We start from the raw sequence: 17,850 nt of genomic DNA on the forward strand, positions 1-17,850 counted from the left end.
CTTTTTTTACGTCATTGCGAGCTTTAGCGAAGCAATCTCATCAATTATTAAGATTGCGTCGTCGTCCCTCCTCGCAATGACGTTTTAAATTTTAGTAGTCTTTAATACTTAATAGATTTGACTTGGTCTCTTCCAATTCTTTGATATAAGCTTCTGTCTTACGCTTGGATTTGGAAATGGCTACGCGACCTGATCGTACAAACTCCAGCAAGCCTAATGGCTCTAGTTTTTGGTACAAATCGTGCGTATCTGCCATGTGACCCGTTTTCTCGATGATGATATGATCTTCTTCGATCACCAGTATTCTAGCACCATTATTTCGTACCAAAGTCTCGATTTTGTTTCCATTCAAGAAAACAGTCGTAGGCACTTTGTACAAAGCGATTTCTTGATAGTAGATTTCATTCTCTTCGTAAACGAAGGCTCCCAACACTTCAATCAGCTTTCTAAACTGCTTGCAGCAGTTATCTGCACTGTCTCTGGTAGTGGTGATCACGATCGTAAACCTACTAATCCCAGCCACCTCGGTAGTCGAGACATTAAGAGAATCGATGTTGATTTTTCTACGATTCAAGATCACGGTGAGATGGTTGAGTAAACCCGCTCTATCTTCGGTAAGTACCGATAATGTATATTGTTTTTCTGCTTCCATGATTACTATCTTTCCAATTTCACTTCAGATACAGACGCCCCTGTAGGCACCATTGGGAATACATTTCCTTCTTGCTCTACACCGACCTCCAACAAATATGGCCCGTCGTGTTCCAAGAACACATTTACCGCTACGGCAAGCTCTTTTCTATCAGTCACTTTATTACAAGGAATGCCATACCCTTTTGATATCATTTGAAAATCTGGGTTGATCATTTCCGTGTGGGCGTATCTTTTGTCAAAAAACATTTCTTGCCATTGACGAACCATTCCCAAAAACTGATTATTCAAAATCAATATTTTGACACCAATGTTACTTTGGAATATGGTACCCAATTCCTGAATGGTCATCTGAAAACCTCCATCCCCAATAACAGCTATGACCTCCTTTTCAGGGCGAGCCACTTTGGCTCCCATCGCCGCCGGCAACGAGAATCCCATCGTGCCTAATCCACCAGAAGTAACGTTGCATCTGGTATCATCAAAGGCATAATATCGACTCGCAATCATCTGATGTTGCCCCACATCTGTTACGATAATGGCTTTACCTTTCGTCTGATCGGATATCAATTTGATAACTTCAGCCATTTTGATTTCTTCCTTTTCAGAATGAAGATCAAGCTTCTTTACTTTTTCAAACTCTTTGGCATCACAATCGCGAAACTCCTGAAGCCATGCCTCATGCTTATTGGCAGTTGTTTCTTTTCCGAGCTGAATCAAAGCAGCTTTAGCATCGCTTACAATGGCTACATCAGTCTTTACATTTTTGTCAACTTCGGCAGGGTCGATCTCGATGTGAACGATCTTGGCTTGCTTGGCATATCTGCTCAGATCACCAGTCACCCGATCATCAAATCGCATACCTACCGCAATGATCACATCTGCTTCGTTGGTCTTTACATTCGGCCCATAGTTGCCATGCATCCCTAGCATTCCTACATATAATGGATGTTTGTCAGGAACGGCAGACAATCCCAGCAAGGTAGAAGCCATAGGAATTCCCGCCTTTTCTGCAAAAGCCAACAATTCACTTTGCGCTTGCGAAATCAAAACACCGTGTCCTACCAACATCAAAGGCTTCTTGGCTTGGTTGATGATAGCCGCAGCCTCAGTCACCTTAGATTGCTGTAAAATTGGAAACGGGTGGTAACTCCTGATTTTAGTACACTTCTCGTATACTGGAAAATCAAATTCAGTCACCTGCGCGTCTTTGGTGATATCTATCAAAACCGGCCCTGGTCTACCTGTATTGGCTATGTAAAAAGCCTTGGCAATAGCCTGAGGTATTTCTTCTGCCTTGGTTACCTGAAAATTCCACTTTGTCACAGGCATAGAAATGCCGATCACATCAGTTTCCTGAAAGGCATCCGTACCCAAAAGGTGAGAAAACACCTGACCTGTAATAGCCACCATAGGGGTAGAATCGATTTGAGCGTCCGCGATACCGGTAATCAAATTGGTAGCACCTGGTCCAGATGTAGCCATACACACGCCTGTTTTCCCATTCACTCTTGCGAATCCTTGTGCAGCGTGCGCAGCGCCCTGCTCATGTCTTACCAAGATGTGATTTAATCGGTCCGAGTATTTATATAGTTCATCATAGACTGGCATAATTGCACCACCTGGATACCCAAAGAGTGTATCTACTCCTTCGGCCAGCAAGCACTCAAGCAAAGCCTGTGAGCCTGTCAATCTTTTCGTTCCTTGTTTTGGTTTATCTTCCAATTCTAGTGTCGATGTGTTCATTTTGATAGATTCAAGATTTTAGATTCAAGATTCAAGTTTGAAGACTTAGTCTTGGCTCTTGAATCTTGGCTCTTGTTTCGCATTTAGGTTATTCGTCGGTTACACAACCTTCTGAGGCTGATGCTACTTGGTTGATATATTTTCTTAAAATTCCTTTTTTGGCTTTGTACTCCGGCTGCACCCAAGCGGCTTTTCGTTTCGCCATTTCTTCATCAGAAATTTTCAAATTCATTTCGTTTTTCACTGCGTCGATGCTGATGATATCACCATCTCTCACCAATGCCAATGGTCCACCTTCTTGCGATTCTGGCGTCACGTGCCCTACCACAAATCCATGTGATCCTCCCGAGAATCGTCCATCAGTAATTAGTGCTACGTCTTTACCCAAGCCAGCGCCCATCACGGCACTTGTAGGCTTCAGCATCTCCGGCATACCAGGTGCACCTTTAGGGCCTGACTGTCTGATGACAATCACTTCACCTTTTTTTACATCCTTGCCTATGCCTTCGATCGCTTCAAATTCATCCTCATAGCATCTCGCTGGTCCTTCGAAGTATTCTCCTTCTTTACCAGTGATTTTTGCTACAGAACCTTCTGGCGCTAGATTTCCGTAAAGGATCTGCAAGTGACCAGATGGCTTGATAGGATCAGAGAAAGAATGAATAATTTTTTGTCCTTCTTTCAATGATGGCCCTTCTTCAATATTTTCCGCCAAGGTCTTGCCAGTCACTGTCATACAGTCGCCGTGCAAGTATCCTTCGTGCAATAATGCTTTCATCACTGCTGGAACACCACCCACAAAGTGAAGGTCTTCCATCAAGTATTTACCACTTGGTTTCAAGTCGGCAATGAAAGGCGTGCTGTCTGAGATTCTTTGGAAATCGTCCAGACCGATCGGCACATCCACAGATTTCGCCATAGCGATCAAGTGAAGCACTGCATTGGTAGAACCACCCAAAATCATGATGATACGAATCGCATTTTCGAATGCCTCTTTGGTCATGATATCTCTTGGACGCAAGTCTTGCTCTAGCAAGTGTCGCACAGCCTGACCTACTCGATAAGTCTCTTGTTTCTTGTCATCGCTTTCTGCTGGATTAGAAGACGATGACGGTAAGCTCATGCCCATCGCCTCGATAGCCGATGACATGGTGTTGGCGGTGTACATCCCTCCACAGGCTCCAGGGCCTGGGATTGAGTTTTTGATGATACCATTGTAATCTTCATCCGAAATATTGTTGGCTAGTTTTTGGCCGTAAGCCTCAAATGCCGAAACAATATTCAAATCTTCGCCTTTCCATTTTCCTGGTCTTACGGTTCCACCGTATACCATCAATCCCGGTCTGTTCAATCGACCCAAGGCCATGATAGAACCGGGCATGTTTTTGTCACAACCAACGACAGGAACTACCGCATCGTAAAACTGTGCATTCACAACTGTTTCGATCGAATCGGCAATGATATCTCTGGAAATCAGAGAATATTTCATCCCTGTGGTCCCATTGGAAATCCCGTCACTAACTCCAATGGTGTGGAAAATCAAGCCCACAAGATCAGCTTCACGCACACCCTTTTTCACCTGATGTGATAAAATATTAAGGTGCATGTTGCATGGATTGCCTTCGAAGCCTGTGCTAACGATCCCAACTTGTGCTTTTTTCATATCCTCTTCAGACAGGCCAGTAGCATAAAGCTGCGCTTGAGATGCTGGCTGTGAAGGGTCTTGTGTGATCGTTTTGCTGTATTTGTTTAAACTCATGTTATTCGGATGTTAGACTCAAGAGTCAAGAACCAAGATTTGATTCTTGACTTATTTGATGTCCATATTTCTATTTTTAAATTCTGTCTTTATTCTTGGCTCTTAAAATCTAGCCTATGATTACACCAATGTGAAATCGCTAAGCTCCGCATTGCTCACTCGCTGGCGATACATGAGGAACAAGTCATAAGCCACGGTTTCTTTCCAGTCCTTCTTGAATTCCATATCGTCGATGGAAGCGATACTCGCTACTTCTGTCGCGGTACCCGTGAAGAAGGCTACTTCTGCGCCTTTCATTTCTTCCGGCTTGAATAGCTTCTCCACTACTGGGTAACCCAACTCCATCGCATACTCGATGATGGTCGCTCTGGTGATGCCTGGTAAGATATTGCCAAGTGGTGGAGTGTAAATCACATCATCTTTCACGAAGAAGAAGTTTTGACCCGATCCTTCTGCTACATAGCCTTCTGAGTCTAGCAACAAAGCTTCGTCGTACCCATTTCTCTTGGCTTCGTTAGACGCCATGATCGAATTGGTGTAGTTACCTGATACTTTGGCATCAACAGGGATCGACTTCGGATTCGGTCTTTCGATAGAAGAGATCATTACTTTCAAAGCTTCGTCACCCAAATATGGAGGCCAGTCCCAAGCCGCCATCATCACATGCACTTCTCCACAAGAGAGCAGCTTCATGTTGGCACCGAGATAAACCATCGGACGGATGTACGCATTGCTCAATCCATTTCTATCCAATAATTCATAAGAGATTTTAACTAACTCATCTACTGACTGGCTGATTTTGATATTCATCTTTTCAGCTGAGTATTTAAGTCTTTCGAAATGTTCCTTGGCCTTGAAGACATTGGGTCCGGCTGCACCAGCGTACGATCGGATACCTTCAAAGACACCGTTACCATAGTGCATGGTCTGGCTAAACAAGTCAACTTTAGCTTCTGATGCTTTTACCCACTGTCCGTCTAGGAAAAGGATCGAATTTTCGTTGTAATACATATTCTGTCTCTTTAGTTAATAATCTCCTTCATTCGACAATAGTCATCTAGTCTTTAATACTGCCGCGCTCCGCTCGCAGTGACGGCAACAAAAAAGCCTTTCTCTGTAGAGAAAGGCTTTAGAATCTTTTGGTTCTTATATACCTCTCTCACGTATCACCAATAATGGTAATAATCACGATGGCTAATACAGTGACAATTGTCGTTATCATTTTTTGGGTCAACATTTGGGTATAAAAAAAGCGCCATCCTGTTGGGAATGACGCTTTAGAATATCGTTTTATACTATTGCATATCATTCCCGACCTGAGGTGACTGTGACCTCGGTAATAATCGCTAATGCTATGACAATAATATTCTTCATCTTTGTTGTTCTTTCGAATACCAAAGGTAGAACATAAAATTTTTAACGCCCTAGCATTTTAGGCAATTTTTAATACTATTTTATCTAACCTTCTAATACTGTGCTGCTTGCACTGATTATTTCGGCTATTTTATCTCCTACCTCTGTAGTAGACTTTGCATTTTCTTTATTTAAATCCTCGGTGAGGTAGTCCTCATCGATCACTTGGTTCACTGCATTTCTGATCGCTTCTGCTTCCTTCATCAAGTCCAAAGACTCTAACAACATAGCTGCTGAAAGAATGGTAGCAATCGGGTTGGCGATGTTTTTGCCAGCGGCCTGTGGATAAGAACCGTGGATAGGCTCAAACACTGAAGTATGCACCCCTACAGAAGCAGAAGGCAACAATCCCATAGATCCGGTGATCACACTCGCCTCATCAGAAAGAATGTCTCCGAACATGTTTTCAGTTACCATCACGTCAAATTTCTTTGGCCATTGGATCAACTGCATAGCGGCATTATCTACAAACATGTATTCGGTTTGAATATCAGCGTGCTCCTTTTCCATGCCTTGTGCTACTTCTCTCCATAGTCTAGAAGTACCTAATACATTCGCTTTGTCGACTACTGTCAAATGCTTTCTTCTTTTGCCTGCGTATTCGTAAGCCAAATCCAAGATTCTCTTCACCTCGTCTTTGTTGTACACGCAAGTATCGAATGCCGTATGGCCATCTTCCGATCTACCTCTAGGCTCTCCGAAATAGATACCGCCAGTCAATTCTCTAATCACCACAAAATCAGATCCTTCTACGATCTCCTCTTTCAAAGGTGACTTGTAGTTCAACTTAGGGAAAGTAACTACCGGACGAATATTAGCATATAAGCCTAATTTCTTTCTCATCTTCAACAAGCCTTGCTCAGGACGAACTTTCGCAGATGGATCATTGTCATACTTAGGGTCACCAATAGCGCCGAAAAGTACCGCATCAGACTCCATACACAAGTCGTGTGTAGCGTCAGGATAAGGATCTCCAACTGCATCGATCGCTGATGCACCAACTTCTGCAAATTGAAAATCAAACTCATGGCCGAAAACTTCACCCACTGATTTCATCGCTTTGATCGCCTGTTCTACTATTTCAGGTCCGATTCCGTCTCCAGACAGTGTAGCTATTTTATACTGCATATTCTTTTACTTCTTTACTTTCTACTATGTTCAACATTCGTGTGGTCGCCTTAATAGCCGCCACGGTTTGGTCAGGGTCTAGCCCTTTGGTTTTTAATATTTTGCCATTCCAATTCCATGAAATGGTGGTCATCACTAGCGCATCTGTGTTGCCTCCAGGTGGTATCCTCACTTCGTAGTCTACCAGCTTTGGGAAGGTACGTCCTACGGTGGCATAGATCTTCAATAGTGCATTCATGAATGCATCATACTGTCCATCGCCAGGTGCCGTCTCTTCTTGCACGATGCCATCTAGGCTCACAGAGATCGTTGCCGAAGGCTTCAATCCTTTAGCCACTGACAAAGAGTAATTCAAAATTTCGACCGTAGGATCAGAAACCGAATTGCCCAACACATCATTGACGATGTAAGGCAAATCCTCTTGCGTGATAGTTTCTTTCTTATCTCCTAGCTCAATGATTCGTTCGGTCACTTTTTTGGTTTCTTCTGGTGTCAGCTGAATTCCTAAACCTTCTAAGTTTTTAAGAATATTGGCTTTGCCCGAAAGCTTGCCTAAAGCATAGGTATAAGACCGCCCGAATCTCGTTGGTTCTAAAGCCGTCTGATACAAATTGTCTTTGCTATCGCCATCAGCATGCACACCAGAAGTTTGTGTAAACACAAACTCACCAATCAATGGTTTGTTGGCAGGAATACGTACGCCAGAAAAAGCTTCTACTACCTTGCTCACTTTGTAGAGTTTGGTCTCATCCAGATTCACTTCCAAATGCAAGTGATCTTTCATGATGCCTACCACACTAGATACTGGTACATTGCCAGCTCTTTCTCCCAAGCCGTTTAGCGTGGTATGAATCCCTTTCATACCCGATTTCAATGCTTCAAACACATTGGCAACCGAAAGGTCGTAATCGTTATGCGCATGAAAATCAAAATGCACTTCTGGAAATCGTTTCACCATCTCCGAGCAATACTTGCTTACGTCTTCGTGATTCAACACCCCTAAAGTATCTGGCAGCATGATTCGCTTGGCGCTGGTCTTTTGCAAGCCTTCTACCATTTGGTAGACATACTCCGGAGAATCTATCACGCCATTAGACCAATCTTCGAGATAGACATTGACTGCAATGCCGAGTTCGTCGGCATAAGCGATCGTCTCTGCGATATCCGCCAGATGTTCTTCTGGTGTTTTTCTCAGTTGCGCCTGACAATGCTTCAAGGAGCCTTTGGTCAGCAGATTCATCACCTGCCCTTTGGCTTCTTTGATCCAATCCAAAGATTTTCCACCATCTACAAAACCGAGGATTTCGATTTTGTGACCGTGCCCATTTTGATTGGCCCAATCCAGAATATTCTGAGCCCCACGATATTCGCCATCCGATACGCGTGCAGAAGCAATCTCCAAACGATCCACGCCCAGCTCATCGATGATGAGTTGGGCGAGGGTTAGCTTTTCACTTTCGGTGAAAGCTACGCCGGATGTTTGTTCTCCATCCCGAAGGGTAGTATCTAGGATTTCTACTTTCATTAAGCTCGCGCTTCTTCGTATGCTTCTATTTTGTCTCTCAAGGAGATTAGATAATCAATATCGTCGTATCCGTTTTGCAAGCACTCCTTCTTGTATGGGCTGATTTCGAACGAAGTCGAATCGCCAGTAGAAGAAATAGTGAAAGTCTGCGCTTCTAGATCTGCTTCAAACTGCGTGTTTGGATTAGATTCGATAGCTGCAAATACCTTTTCAGCAAATTCAGTTGATACTTGAATTGGCAACACACCATTGTTCAAACAATTGTTTCTAAAGATGTCCGCGAAGAAACTAGAAACCACTACTTTGAAACCATAATCGTGTACCGCCCAAGCGGCATGCTCACGGCTAGATCCACACCCAAAGTTTTTACCAGCTACCAAGATGGTACCTGAATACTTTTTGTCATTGAGCGGAAACTCTGGAATTTCATTTCCATCGCCATCGTATCTCCAATCACGGAAAAGGTTTTCACCGAATCCTTCTCTTGTCGTTGCCTTCAAGAATCTGGCTGGGATAATTTGATCTGTATCTACATTTTCGGTAGCTACTGGAACTGCCGATGAGTTTATTTTTACGAATTTTTCTAATGCCATCTGATTAAGCGTTTACAGGTTCACGAGGATCTACAATTTTGCCGGCAACAGCCACTGCTGCTGCAGTAAGCGGGCTAGCCAATAAGGTACGAGAGCCTGGCCCTTGTCTTCCTTCGAAGTTTCTGTTTGAAGTAGAAACTGCGTATTTACCCTTCGGCACTTTGTCGTCGTTCATGGCCAAACAAGCCGAACAACCTGGCTGTCTCAATTTGAAACCTGCTTCTTCTAGTACTTCTACCAAGCCTTCTTCTTGTGCTTGTTTTTCTACTTGCTTAGAACCTGGTACAATCCACGCGGTAATGTTTGGCGCTTTTTGCTTGCCTTTCACATAACTAGCCACTTCACGCAAATCTTCGATTCTACCGTTGGTACAGCTACCTACGAATACATAATCGATTGGCTTACCTACCAAAACATCGCCGTCAGAGAATCCCATGTAGTTCATAGACTTCTGGAATGACTCCTGCTCAGACTTTTCAATTTCAGACAATGCTGGGATAGAAGATTTGATCTTCGTGCCCATACCTGGGTTAGTACCGTAAGTGATCATCGGCTCAATGTCCGCTGCATCGAATTCCAATTCTTTATCGAATACTGCACCATCGTCAGTTTTCAATTTCTTCCACTCTTCTACTGCCTTGTCGAAGTCTGCGCCTTTCGGTGCATTTTCTCTTCCTTTCACATATTCGAAAGTGGTCTCGTCAGGAGCAATCAATCCTCCTCTGGCGCCCATTTCGATACTCATGTTACACACAGTCATTCTACCTTCCATCGATAGGTTTTCGAATGCAGATCCTGCATACTCGATGAAGTATCCTGTACCGCCTCCGGCAGTTACTTTAGAGATAATATAGAGCACCAAATCCTTGGCAGTTACTCCTTCTCCTAGTTCACCATTCACGGTGATTCTCATTTTTTTAGGCTTAGGCTGCATGATACACTGAGAAGCCAATACCATTTCTACTTCACTAGTACCAATACCAAATGCAATGGCACCAAATGCACCGTGCGTAGACGTGTGGCTATCACCACAAACAATCGTCATACCTGGCTGAGTCAATCCCAATTGTGGTCCAACTACGTGTACCACACCTTGATATGGGTGATTCAATCCGTACAAAGACACGCCGTGCTTTTCGCAATTTTCGGTCAACTTGTCTACTTGAAATTTTGACAATGCGTCCTGAATTGGCAAGTGCTGATTTTCTGTTGGTACGTTATGGTCCGGTGTTGCAAATGTTTGGTTCGGTCTGAAAACCGGTACTCCTCTTTTTTCAATGCCTGCAAAAGCTTGTGGACTGGTCACTTCATGAATCAAGTGACAATCAATATATATGGCGCTAGGCCCTCCCTCGATCTCGCTCACTACATGAGCATCCCAGATCTTATCAAATAATGTTTTTGCTTCCACGTTTAATTTAAATCTCTAATTAATTACTTATTAAAAAGTCATCTATCGCTAGATGACATTTACCCATTTTTACTCGCAGCCAAAGGCATACAAAAAGTTTTCGTTGGTACCCCGACAATGGGAAGAGGCTAAAAACACTCTAGCAGTGATTTCCTTCTTGTCCATTTCAAATTCTTCTTGAAAGGTATCCAACTGTTGATTCTCTTTTTTCGGGTTATTTTTATTGTTGTAATTGTCCATGATTTATAGCTCTACATTGATCATCAAATACTCACTCAGCATTCCTTTGAGCAACTTATCATCCACCACATCGTGCTTGTCTGCTACTTTCAAAAATTCGTGATAGACTTTTTCCAACTCTTCTTTTGAAAGGTTGACATTCAATTTTTCCACTCTGTAGTTTAGTGCGGCTCTTCCGCTTCTTGCAGTCAGCACGATCGATGACTCATCTACACCTACCTCAGCAGGATCAATGATCTCGTAGTTGTCTCTGTTTTTGATTACACCATCTTGATGAATACCTGATGAGTGAGCAAAGGCATTACTACCTACAATCGCTTTGTTTGGCTGAACCGGCATTCTCATGGTTTCAGAAACCAATCTCGACATCGCGTTCAAGCGAGTAGCATCGATATTGGTATCAGATTTCATCCAATTGTGTTTGCGCATAATCATCACGACTTCTTCAAGAGATGTGTTTCCTGCTCTTTCTCCAATACCGTTGATCGTACACTCGATCTGACGAGCACCGTTCTGGATACCAGCGATAGAATTGGCTGTAGCCAAACCTAGATCGTTGTGACAGTGGGTAGAAATGATCGCATTTTCGATTCCTTTCACATTATCAACCAGATATTTGATTTTAGCACCATATTCTTCCGGCAGACAATATCCTGTTGTATCTGGGATATTGACCACAGTTGCGCCTTCGGAAATAGCTGCTTCAATCACCTGAGCCAAAAACTCATTATCCGTTCTTCCAGCATCCTCCGCGTAAAACTCCACATCATCCACAAAATTCTTCGCCCACTTGACCGCCTGCTTACTTCTGGCAATGATGTCTTCTCTAGTCGTTTTGATTTTCGTGAAAACGTGCTGATCGGAAGTACCAATACCAGTGTGTATCCTTGGTCGTTTGGCATGCTTCAAAGCTTCAGCTGCACACTCAATATCTTTTTGCACTGCTCGGGTCAAGCCACAAACAGTCGTATCTTTCACTAATTTTGAAATCTCGGAAACAGATTCGAAATCACCAGGGCTGGAAATTGGAAATCCAGCTTCTATGATGTCTACTCCAAGGTGTTCTAATTGCTCAGCAATCAAAAGTTTGCCTTTGGTGTCTAGCCTGCAACCTGGCACTTGTTCTCCATCACGTAGTGTTGTATCGAAAATGTGTATGCGATTGTCCATAGTTCTCATTTAATTCTGAATACAAAACTAAACAGCGACAATTCGCTAAAAAATGCCTATTATTTTTTTAATTACGATTTCTAAAAAGTGTATTTTTGTTTAAATACTTACAACAGGCCATTCTAAGTTAAATATAATTACAATGTCTAAAGAGAGATCGGACGCTTTATTCCATTTGATCAAGTCGCTCAAAAAGAGTGAAAAGCGCTATTTCAAGCTCTCAATGGCCAATGGGGAAGAAAAAAAGTTTTCCAGACTTTTCAACATCATTGAAAATCAAAGTGAATTCAATGATGAAGAGATTCTAAAAAAGGACTCAACAATCAAAGCCAAACAGCTTTCGAACATGAAAGCCCACTTGTATACCAAAATACTAAACTCACTTCGAGATTATAATGCCAATACGTTGCCAAACATCAAAATTCGGGACATGATCGATCATGCTGAAATTTTGTTTAATAAAGGGCTGTACAAGCAATGTGCTGAGGTGATTAAAAAAGTGAAAAAAATTGCGATAAAAGGCGGTAACCTCGAAATGCAATTGGAAATACTGAAGTGGGAAAAACAGGTACTCTTTCATACTTCAGGTAAAGAAAATGTAGCTCGAACCAATGAAATTATTGTAGATGTTCAGCGGGTTAACAACCGAATCAACAACATCAATTCATTTTCCAACCTTCAGGTAAAACTGCAATCCCTATATCAGAAAATTGGTTTCATTCGGAATGAAACTGATTACAACAAAATACAAAATGTATTCGCAGCATCCTTGCCCGTATTTGTTGAAGAAGAGCTTTCAAATAGTGAGAAAATAAGCCTTTACAACCTTTATATCGGCTATTACTTCTTCTTGCAAGATTTTGAACAAGGATTTCAATATGCCAACAAGTTGGTTCATCTGTTTAATGAAAATAAGGCACTGATCAATTCCATGCTGGAATCATATATCAATAGTCTTAACAATCTACTGATCGCCCAAAATAAATTGTTGAAATACCGAGAATTTCAAGCGACTACACGAGAGCTAAGAGCACTCAACAATCTACCGCCTGCACAGCTGAATGAAAATATTCGGATGAAGCTATTGAAATACACCTTCGTGCATGAATTCAACCGCTTGTTTTTGATGGGAGATTTTGAGCGAGGGGTAAAACTGATGGAGCGTATCAAGCCAGGCATGGAGCAGTTTATTAGCCAGATAGATATGCACTCGAAGGTGATCCTGTTTTACAAAACTGCTTGTTTGTATTTCGGGAATGACAACTATCAAACGGCTATTTATTGGCTCAATCAAATCATTAATTCCAAAGAGGCTGACTTGAGAGAGGATATTCATGGTTTCGCTCGAATACTCAATCTGATTGCTCACTACGAGTTAGGCAACATGGAACTGATTGAATATTATGTGAGATCCACCTACCGCTTTCTTCTTAAAAAAGAGGATTTGCACCTTTATCAAAAATACATTCTCAACTTCCTGGTAAGGCTGAAAACCAACATCACACAAGAGGAACTAATCAAACGATTTCGTACCCTAAGAGAAAATTTGATTCCATTGGCAAAAGACCCCTACGAACGACGTGCTTTCATCTATTTCGATATTATCTCCTGGCTGGAATCCAAAATAGAAAGACGCCCGGTTCAGAGTATTATCAAAGATAAGGCGTTATTGAGGCTGAATGAGATTTAAAAAAGAAGCCTGCAAACAACTATCCGCGTGCGTACACATTGCTTACAGGCTTTAACCAACCTAACCTGAAAGCAAGATAAAGTGATTTATTTCAGCTGTAAGTTTGACTCGGTGAATCTCGAAGAATTCTCGTTGGTTAAAAGCTATATCAAGGTGTGCACAAAAAAATTCTTGTAGCAATTACAAAAAACAATCTATCACTGCTTTCCAAATCTACCTTTCAAATGCGAATTGATTTTTCTCAAGACAAGAGGTTTATTTTGCAGGGTGGACTTTCTTTAGAACACTATTCTTATTTCCTTAAATAATGACGCTTATTCTCCTAAGAATGCGCTGTCCTTTTTATTTTTACCAGTATAAAATATTAACCCAGTAAGCAAATGCAAGAAGTATATATAGTATCGGCGGTCAGAACGCCAATCGGAAGTTTTGGCGGAAGCCTTTCTAGCCTATCGGCTACTAAACTTGGTTCTATCGCCATCCAAGGGGCACTAGAGAAAGCAGGCGTAAAAGCCGAATCAGTAGATGAAGTATTCATGGGAAATGTGGTGTCAGCTGGTCTAGGACAGGCTCCTGCACGACAAGCAGCTATTGGTGCTGGCATTGGTTACAATGTACCCTGCACTACTATCAACAAAGTTTGTGCTTCGGGGATGAAATCCGTGATGTTAGGTGCGCAAAGCATCATGCTTGGTCATGCAGATGTAATCGTAGCAGGTGGAATGGAAAGCATGTCAAACGTTCCTTACTATGTACCGAAAGCAAGATATGGTCATGGCTACGGCCACGGACAATTACTCGATGGTTTGATGCACGACGGTCTTTGGGAACCATATCATCAATTCCCAATGGGAAGCTGTGCAGATAATACGGCAAAGGAAATGAATATCTCTCGTGAGGCACAGGATGAATTTGCGATCAACTCTTACAAGAAAATCGCTGATTCTGTGGCCAACGGTCTATTCAAAAACGAGATCATACCAGTAGAGATTCCTCAAAGAAAAGGAGACCCGATCGTAATGACGGAAGACGAAGAATACAAGAATGTGAAATTCGATAAGATTCCTAGCCTTCGTCCAGTTTTCAACAAAGACGGTTCGGTAACTGCTGCTAATGCCTCAACCATCAATGATGGTGCTTCTGCTTTGATCTTGATGAGTAAGGCAAAAATGGAAGAGCTTGGTCTGAAGCCAGTCGCGAAGATCAGAGGATTTGCCGATGCTGCTCAAGAACCATTATGGTTCACGACTGCACCATCATTGGCGATTCCAAAGGCAATCAAGAATGCCGGCATCAATAAATCTGACGTTGACTTTTACGAAATCAATGAGGCTTTCTCTGCTGTAGCTTTGGCTAATATCAAAGAATTGGATTTGAATCCTGATAGTGTGAATGCCTTTGGTGGGGCTGTAGCTTTGGGTCATCCGCTCGGGTGCTCTGGTGCGAGAATTATCACGACACTGAATTCAGTACTACATGAAAAAGGCGCCAACATCGGTGTAGCAGGTATCTGCAACGGCGGTGGCGGTGCTTCAGCTATCGTGATAGAAAAAGTATAATAAAATACAATAATAGACGTAAGAGACTTTAGATTTGGGGCAACTCAGGTTTGAAGTCTTTTTTGTTTAATACACTTGAGTCAGAATTTATCAGCTTGAAAAGTTAATGAAGTACGTAATCAGTTTTTTGTTTTTGATATCAGTGGGAACACATGTTTCTGCTCAAGAAAAAATAAAGACCTATTATGATGATGAAAAATACTCTTTGATGGAAGAGTATTATGTAATTGAAAAAGACACCATCCTACTAGATGGTCCTTACAAAAAATTCAGCCCCTCCGGTCAGGTCATTGTAACTGGCGAATACAAAGAAGGCAAACGCGAAGGTGAGTTTCTAAACATCTACGAAAACGGGAAAATTCAACGTAAAACTACTTATGAAAATGGCCTACGTCAAGGTATGACGAAAGTATACAATCAAGAAGGTCAATTGATTCAGCAAGTTCAATTCAGAAATGATTCTTTGATTGGTGAATTGGTCACCTATTTCCCGAATGGGAAAACCAAAAATACTACCACATTTAAAAATGGAAAGCCCGACGGGCTAGTGAAAGAATATTATCCGACAGGCGTCTTGAAAGAAGAAGTCAATTATAAAAACGGAAAGCAGCACGGACTGAATACCACCTATTATGAATCCGGTTCGCCAAAGTCCAAAATCAATTATACTTTTGGTGTCATCGACGGCATCATGATCAGCTACTATCCGAATGGTCAGATGGATACCAAGGCCACGCAGTCGAATCATTCGCTACACGGAGAGTACATCAAATACTACAGCAATGGCCAGATCAAAATGCAAGGGCAATATGAAAATGGCATGCGAAATGGCGAATTCAAATCGTATTACGAAGATGGCAGTCTGGAGAAGAAGCTCAACATTGTAGACGATAAAATGACTGGCGCCAACCTCACTTATTTCCCCAATGGGGATTTGAAAATCAAAGCCAATTACTCGAACGAGGAAAAAAACTGGACTGAAGAGGAGTATAATCAATCAGGCAAACTCATTGCTACCCGACAATACAAAGAAGACTTCAAATCCGGTACCTGGAAGTTCTTCAATGCCAAAGGTGATTTGGTATTGAAAGAAAATTATGAACTAGGCAAGCTAGAAGGCAAGCGTACAACATACGACGAAAAAGGAAATATCACCAAAGTAGAGCCTTACGAAAAAGGCAAAAAGCACGGAGAGGCAACCGTTTATTTCAGCAATGGAAAAAAAGCCGAAGTACTGAATTATAAGTTTGACCGATTGGACGGCGAGTACATCAAATATAGCAAATCACAAGACCCAGAAATCACTGGCCGTTATACACGTAATGAAAAAAATGGCGAGTGGGTCTACTACGACAAAAAAGGCGAAGTGCTGAAAAAGGAGACTTATAAGTTTGGGCGATTGGTCTCTGAGAAATAAATTAATTATATCCTTGCCGCACCTGTTTCCATAGCCGTCAAGTTAAGAAGTTGTTTATGGTCTTAAACACATTTTGTTTTCCGTTTTTGGTTTCAGTGAGATATTTTCTATCAGATCGGATGAGTAATTTTTTAAACCAGTATTCTAGGGGTTGGTCTTCAAAAACAACTTTCTTGAGGTCATTAGATAGCCTAAAAGCTGTTTTGAAAAATTTATTCTGACTGCACCGTATAGCCATTCCTTGGTCAAGCAAGCCCTGTTCTATTAACCTGAAGGCTTGATAGTGGAGCATGATCCAGATAAAGCGGGCAATAAGCTGGCACTGGAATCTTTCCTGTTTCATAGCTTTCATTTTGTCAATTCGGGCTTGTGATTTCCAGGCTTTGAATACAAGTTCGATTTGCCAGCGGGTGCGGTATATGCCTTGAACCTGTGAAGTGGAAACCCATGCTTTTGGCACATTGGTTATAAATATGTTCAGCCATGCCCTTGTTTTATACTCTTTACTGACCTTGTGTCTACCATGGGCTGCTCTTTCAGCCCTCAATAAACGTTGTTTGTAAACCTGCTCGGGCACTTTTGCAACAATCATTCGCATCGGCATATCTGCGATTTTCACCTCCAGCTCTAAAGCAGGCAATGTGTGTTTGTTGAGTTTTCTCAATATGGCAGAAAAGTCGATTGGAGCCTGGTCCACATCCTGAACGCCCCACCTGCTGTTTAAGCGGTTCAGGAAATAAGCCCCTTGTTGGGAAACATGCTTCAGATAGTGCTGGGTCACATAGCCCAAGTCCCGAACCAAGAGGTCTCCCTTTTCGATATCGCCCAGGGTTTGCCTAGAATCTGTTTGATCATTACGGCAGGCTGCCGTCAATTCCAGCCTTTGAGTGACATTGGTAAGCAAATCATATTCATACTGGATACTGATCTGGGCCTTGCTGCCTTGGCCTCCATGACCTTTGAACGTTTTGGCATAAGCCTCTGGAAGCGTGTACCGTGTAGAATCTTTGACCATCACCCGATTGAACCGCTTAAATTTGTTTTGTTCAGATGGGTTCAAATTCAGCTGCCCAGCCAGCAATTGGCTAAGCAAAGCACTCATAAATTCGACAGCCTTGATATTGAACCGCTCTTGGACGGCTTGTTTTGAAATAGACAAACCATGTTGCTCAACAAAACCATTGGCCAGATCCTCAAGGCTCACTTGATCTAGGTACTGATCACAAAAAAGAAGTAGATCAAGGAACTTAGATGCGTCCAAACGTGACTTACGCTGTACAAAGCCACTCTCCCTGGCCAAAAGATCAAGTTTCTCTTTAGAAAAAATCTTATTTAAACAGCCTGAAAAACAACTGGCCTTAGCCTCAATTAGTTGTGAAATTTCTTGTCGGTTCTTCCCCAAACAGTATTTTTGAGAAAGAAAAAAGGCAGGTCACTAATACATCAAAAGCCCGCCTTTTTGTTCATTTAAAAATCAAACAAATATGGGGAAGAACACTAGGTATTCCTAACTGGGATACCATGCCCAAACCACAAATTCAGTCGAGA

At 42.2% G+C, this 17,850-nt stretch carries 14 protein-coding genes; 3 read left to right on the forward strand and 11 right to left on the reverse strand.

Translation table 11 applies throughout. The features are described 5' to 3' along the window. Window positions 1-91: 91 nt before the first annotated feature. From ilvN to R8N23_RS17070, 10 genes are all read right to left on the reverse strand, one after another. Window positions 92-652, reverse strand: coding sequence for an acetolactate synthase small subunit (gene ilvN, locus R8N23_RS17025; protein ID WP_318172814.1), 561 nt, complete (start codon window positions 650-652; stop codon window positions 92-94). Between the two features lie 5 nt (window positions 653-657). Further along, a complete protein-coding gene (gene ilvB / locus R8N23_RS17030; protein ID WP_318172815.1) occupies window positions 658-2,397 on the reverse strand; it encodes a biosynthetic-type acetolactate synthase large subunit in 1,740 nt (579 codons plus the stop codon). 88 nt (window positions 2,398-2,485) lie between these two features. Continuing rightward, on the reverse strand, window positions 2,486-4,156 hold the full coding sequence (gene ilvD, locus R8N23_RS17035; protein WP_318172816.1) for a dihydroxy-acid dehydratase: 1,671 nt from the start codon (window positions 4,154-4,156) through the stop codon (window positions 2,486-2,488). A gap of 120 nt (window positions 4,157-4,276) precedes the next feature. Next, window positions 4,277-5,167 carry a branched-chain amino acid transaminase gene (locus R8N23_RS17040; protein WP_318172817.1) on the reverse strand — a complete coding sequence of 297 codons (891 nt, stop codon included), beginning with the start codon at window positions 5,165-5,167 and terminating at the stop codon, window positions 4,277-4,279. Between the two features lie 447 nt (window positions 5,168-5,614). Beyond that, window positions 5,615-6,697: a 3-isopropylmalate dehydrogenase gene (gene leuB / locus R8N23_RS17045; RefSeq protein ID WP_318172818.1), complete on the reverse strand. Its 1,083-nt coding sequence runs from the start codon at window positions 6,695-6,697 to the stop codon at window positions 5,615-5,617. Further along, window positions 6,687-8,222 (reverse strand): alpha-isopropylmalate synthase regulatory domain-containing protein, encoded by a 1,536-nt coding sequence (locus R8N23_RS17050; RefSeq protein ID WP_318172819.1) that lies wholly within the window; start codon window positions 8,220-8,222, stop codon window positions 6,687-6,689. Before R8N23_RS17050 ends, leuB begins: the two co-directional genes overlap by 11 nt. Further along, window positions 8,222-8,815, reverse strand: coding sequence for a 3-isopropylmalate dehydratase small subunit (leuD, locus tag R8N23_RS17055; RefSeq protein WP_318172820.1), 594 nt, complete (start codon window positions 8,813-8,815; stop codon window positions 8,222-8,224). Before leuD ends, R8N23_RS17050 begins: the two co-directional genes overlap by 1 nt. A gap of 4 nt (window positions 8,816-8,819) precedes the next feature. Then, entirely contained in the window at window positions 8,820-10,226 is a 1,407-nt protein-coding gene (gene leuC, locus R8N23_RS17060; RefSeq protein ID WP_318172821.1) for a 3-isopropylmalate dehydratase large subunit, read from the reverse strand. Window positions 10,227-10,295: 69 nt separating this feature from the next. Beyond that, window positions 10,296-10,466 (reverse strand): hypothetical protein, encoded by a 171-nt coding sequence (locus R8N23_RS17065; protein WP_318172822.1) that lies wholly within the window; start codon window positions 10,464-10,466, stop codon window positions 10,296-10,298. A 3-nt stretch (window positions 10,467-10,469) separates the two neighbouring features. Beyond that, a complete protein-coding gene (locus tag R8N23_RS17070; RefSeq protein WP_318172823.1) occupies window positions 10,470-11,636 on the reverse strand; it encodes a 2-isopropylmalate synthase in 1,167 nt (388 codons plus the stop codon). Window positions 11,637-11,778: 142 nt separating this feature from the next. Here R8N23_RS17070 and R8N23_RS17075 point away from each other — a divergent pair, with 142 nt between their 5' ends. From R8N23_RS17075 to R8N23_RS17085, 3 genes are all read left to right on the forward strand, one after another. Continuing rightward, window positions 11,779-13,326: a hypothetical protein gene (locus tag R8N23_RS17075; protein ID WP_318172824.1), complete on the forward strand. Its 1,548-nt coding sequence runs from the start codon at window positions 11,779-11,781 to the stop codon at window positions 13,324-13,326. 380 nt (window positions 13,327-13,706) lie between these two features. Further along, window positions 13,707-14,885: an acetyl-CoA C-acyltransferase gene (locus tag R8N23_RS17080; RefSeq protein WP_318172825.1), complete on the forward strand. Its 1,179-nt coding sequence runs from the start codon at window positions 13,707-13,709 to the stop codon at window positions 14,883-14,885. 106 nt (window positions 14,886-14,991) lie between these two features. Next, a complete protein-coding gene (locus R8N23_RS17085) occupies window positions 14,992-16,302 on the forward strand; it encodes a toxin-antitoxin system YwqK family antitoxin (RefSeq protein ID WP_318172826.1) in 1,311 nt (436 codons plus the stop codon). 37 nt (window positions 16,303-16,339) lie between these two features. Here the strand turns inward: R8N23_RS17085 and R8N23_RS17090 are convergent, their stop codons facing one another. Next, the gene (locus R8N23_RS17090; protein WP_318169595.1) at window positions 16,340-17,704 is read right to left on the reverse strand and encodes an IS4 family transposase; all 1,365 of its coding nucleotides are present in this window, start codon (window positions 17,702-17,704) and stop codon (window positions 16,340-16,342) included. Window positions 17,705-17,850 lie beyond the last annotated feature (146 nt).

This window comes from Reichenbachiella sp., from assembly GCF_033344935.1.
Taxonomy (GTDB): domain Bacteria; phylum Bacteroidota; class Bacteroidia; order Cytophagales; family Cyclobacteriaceae; genus Reichenbachiella.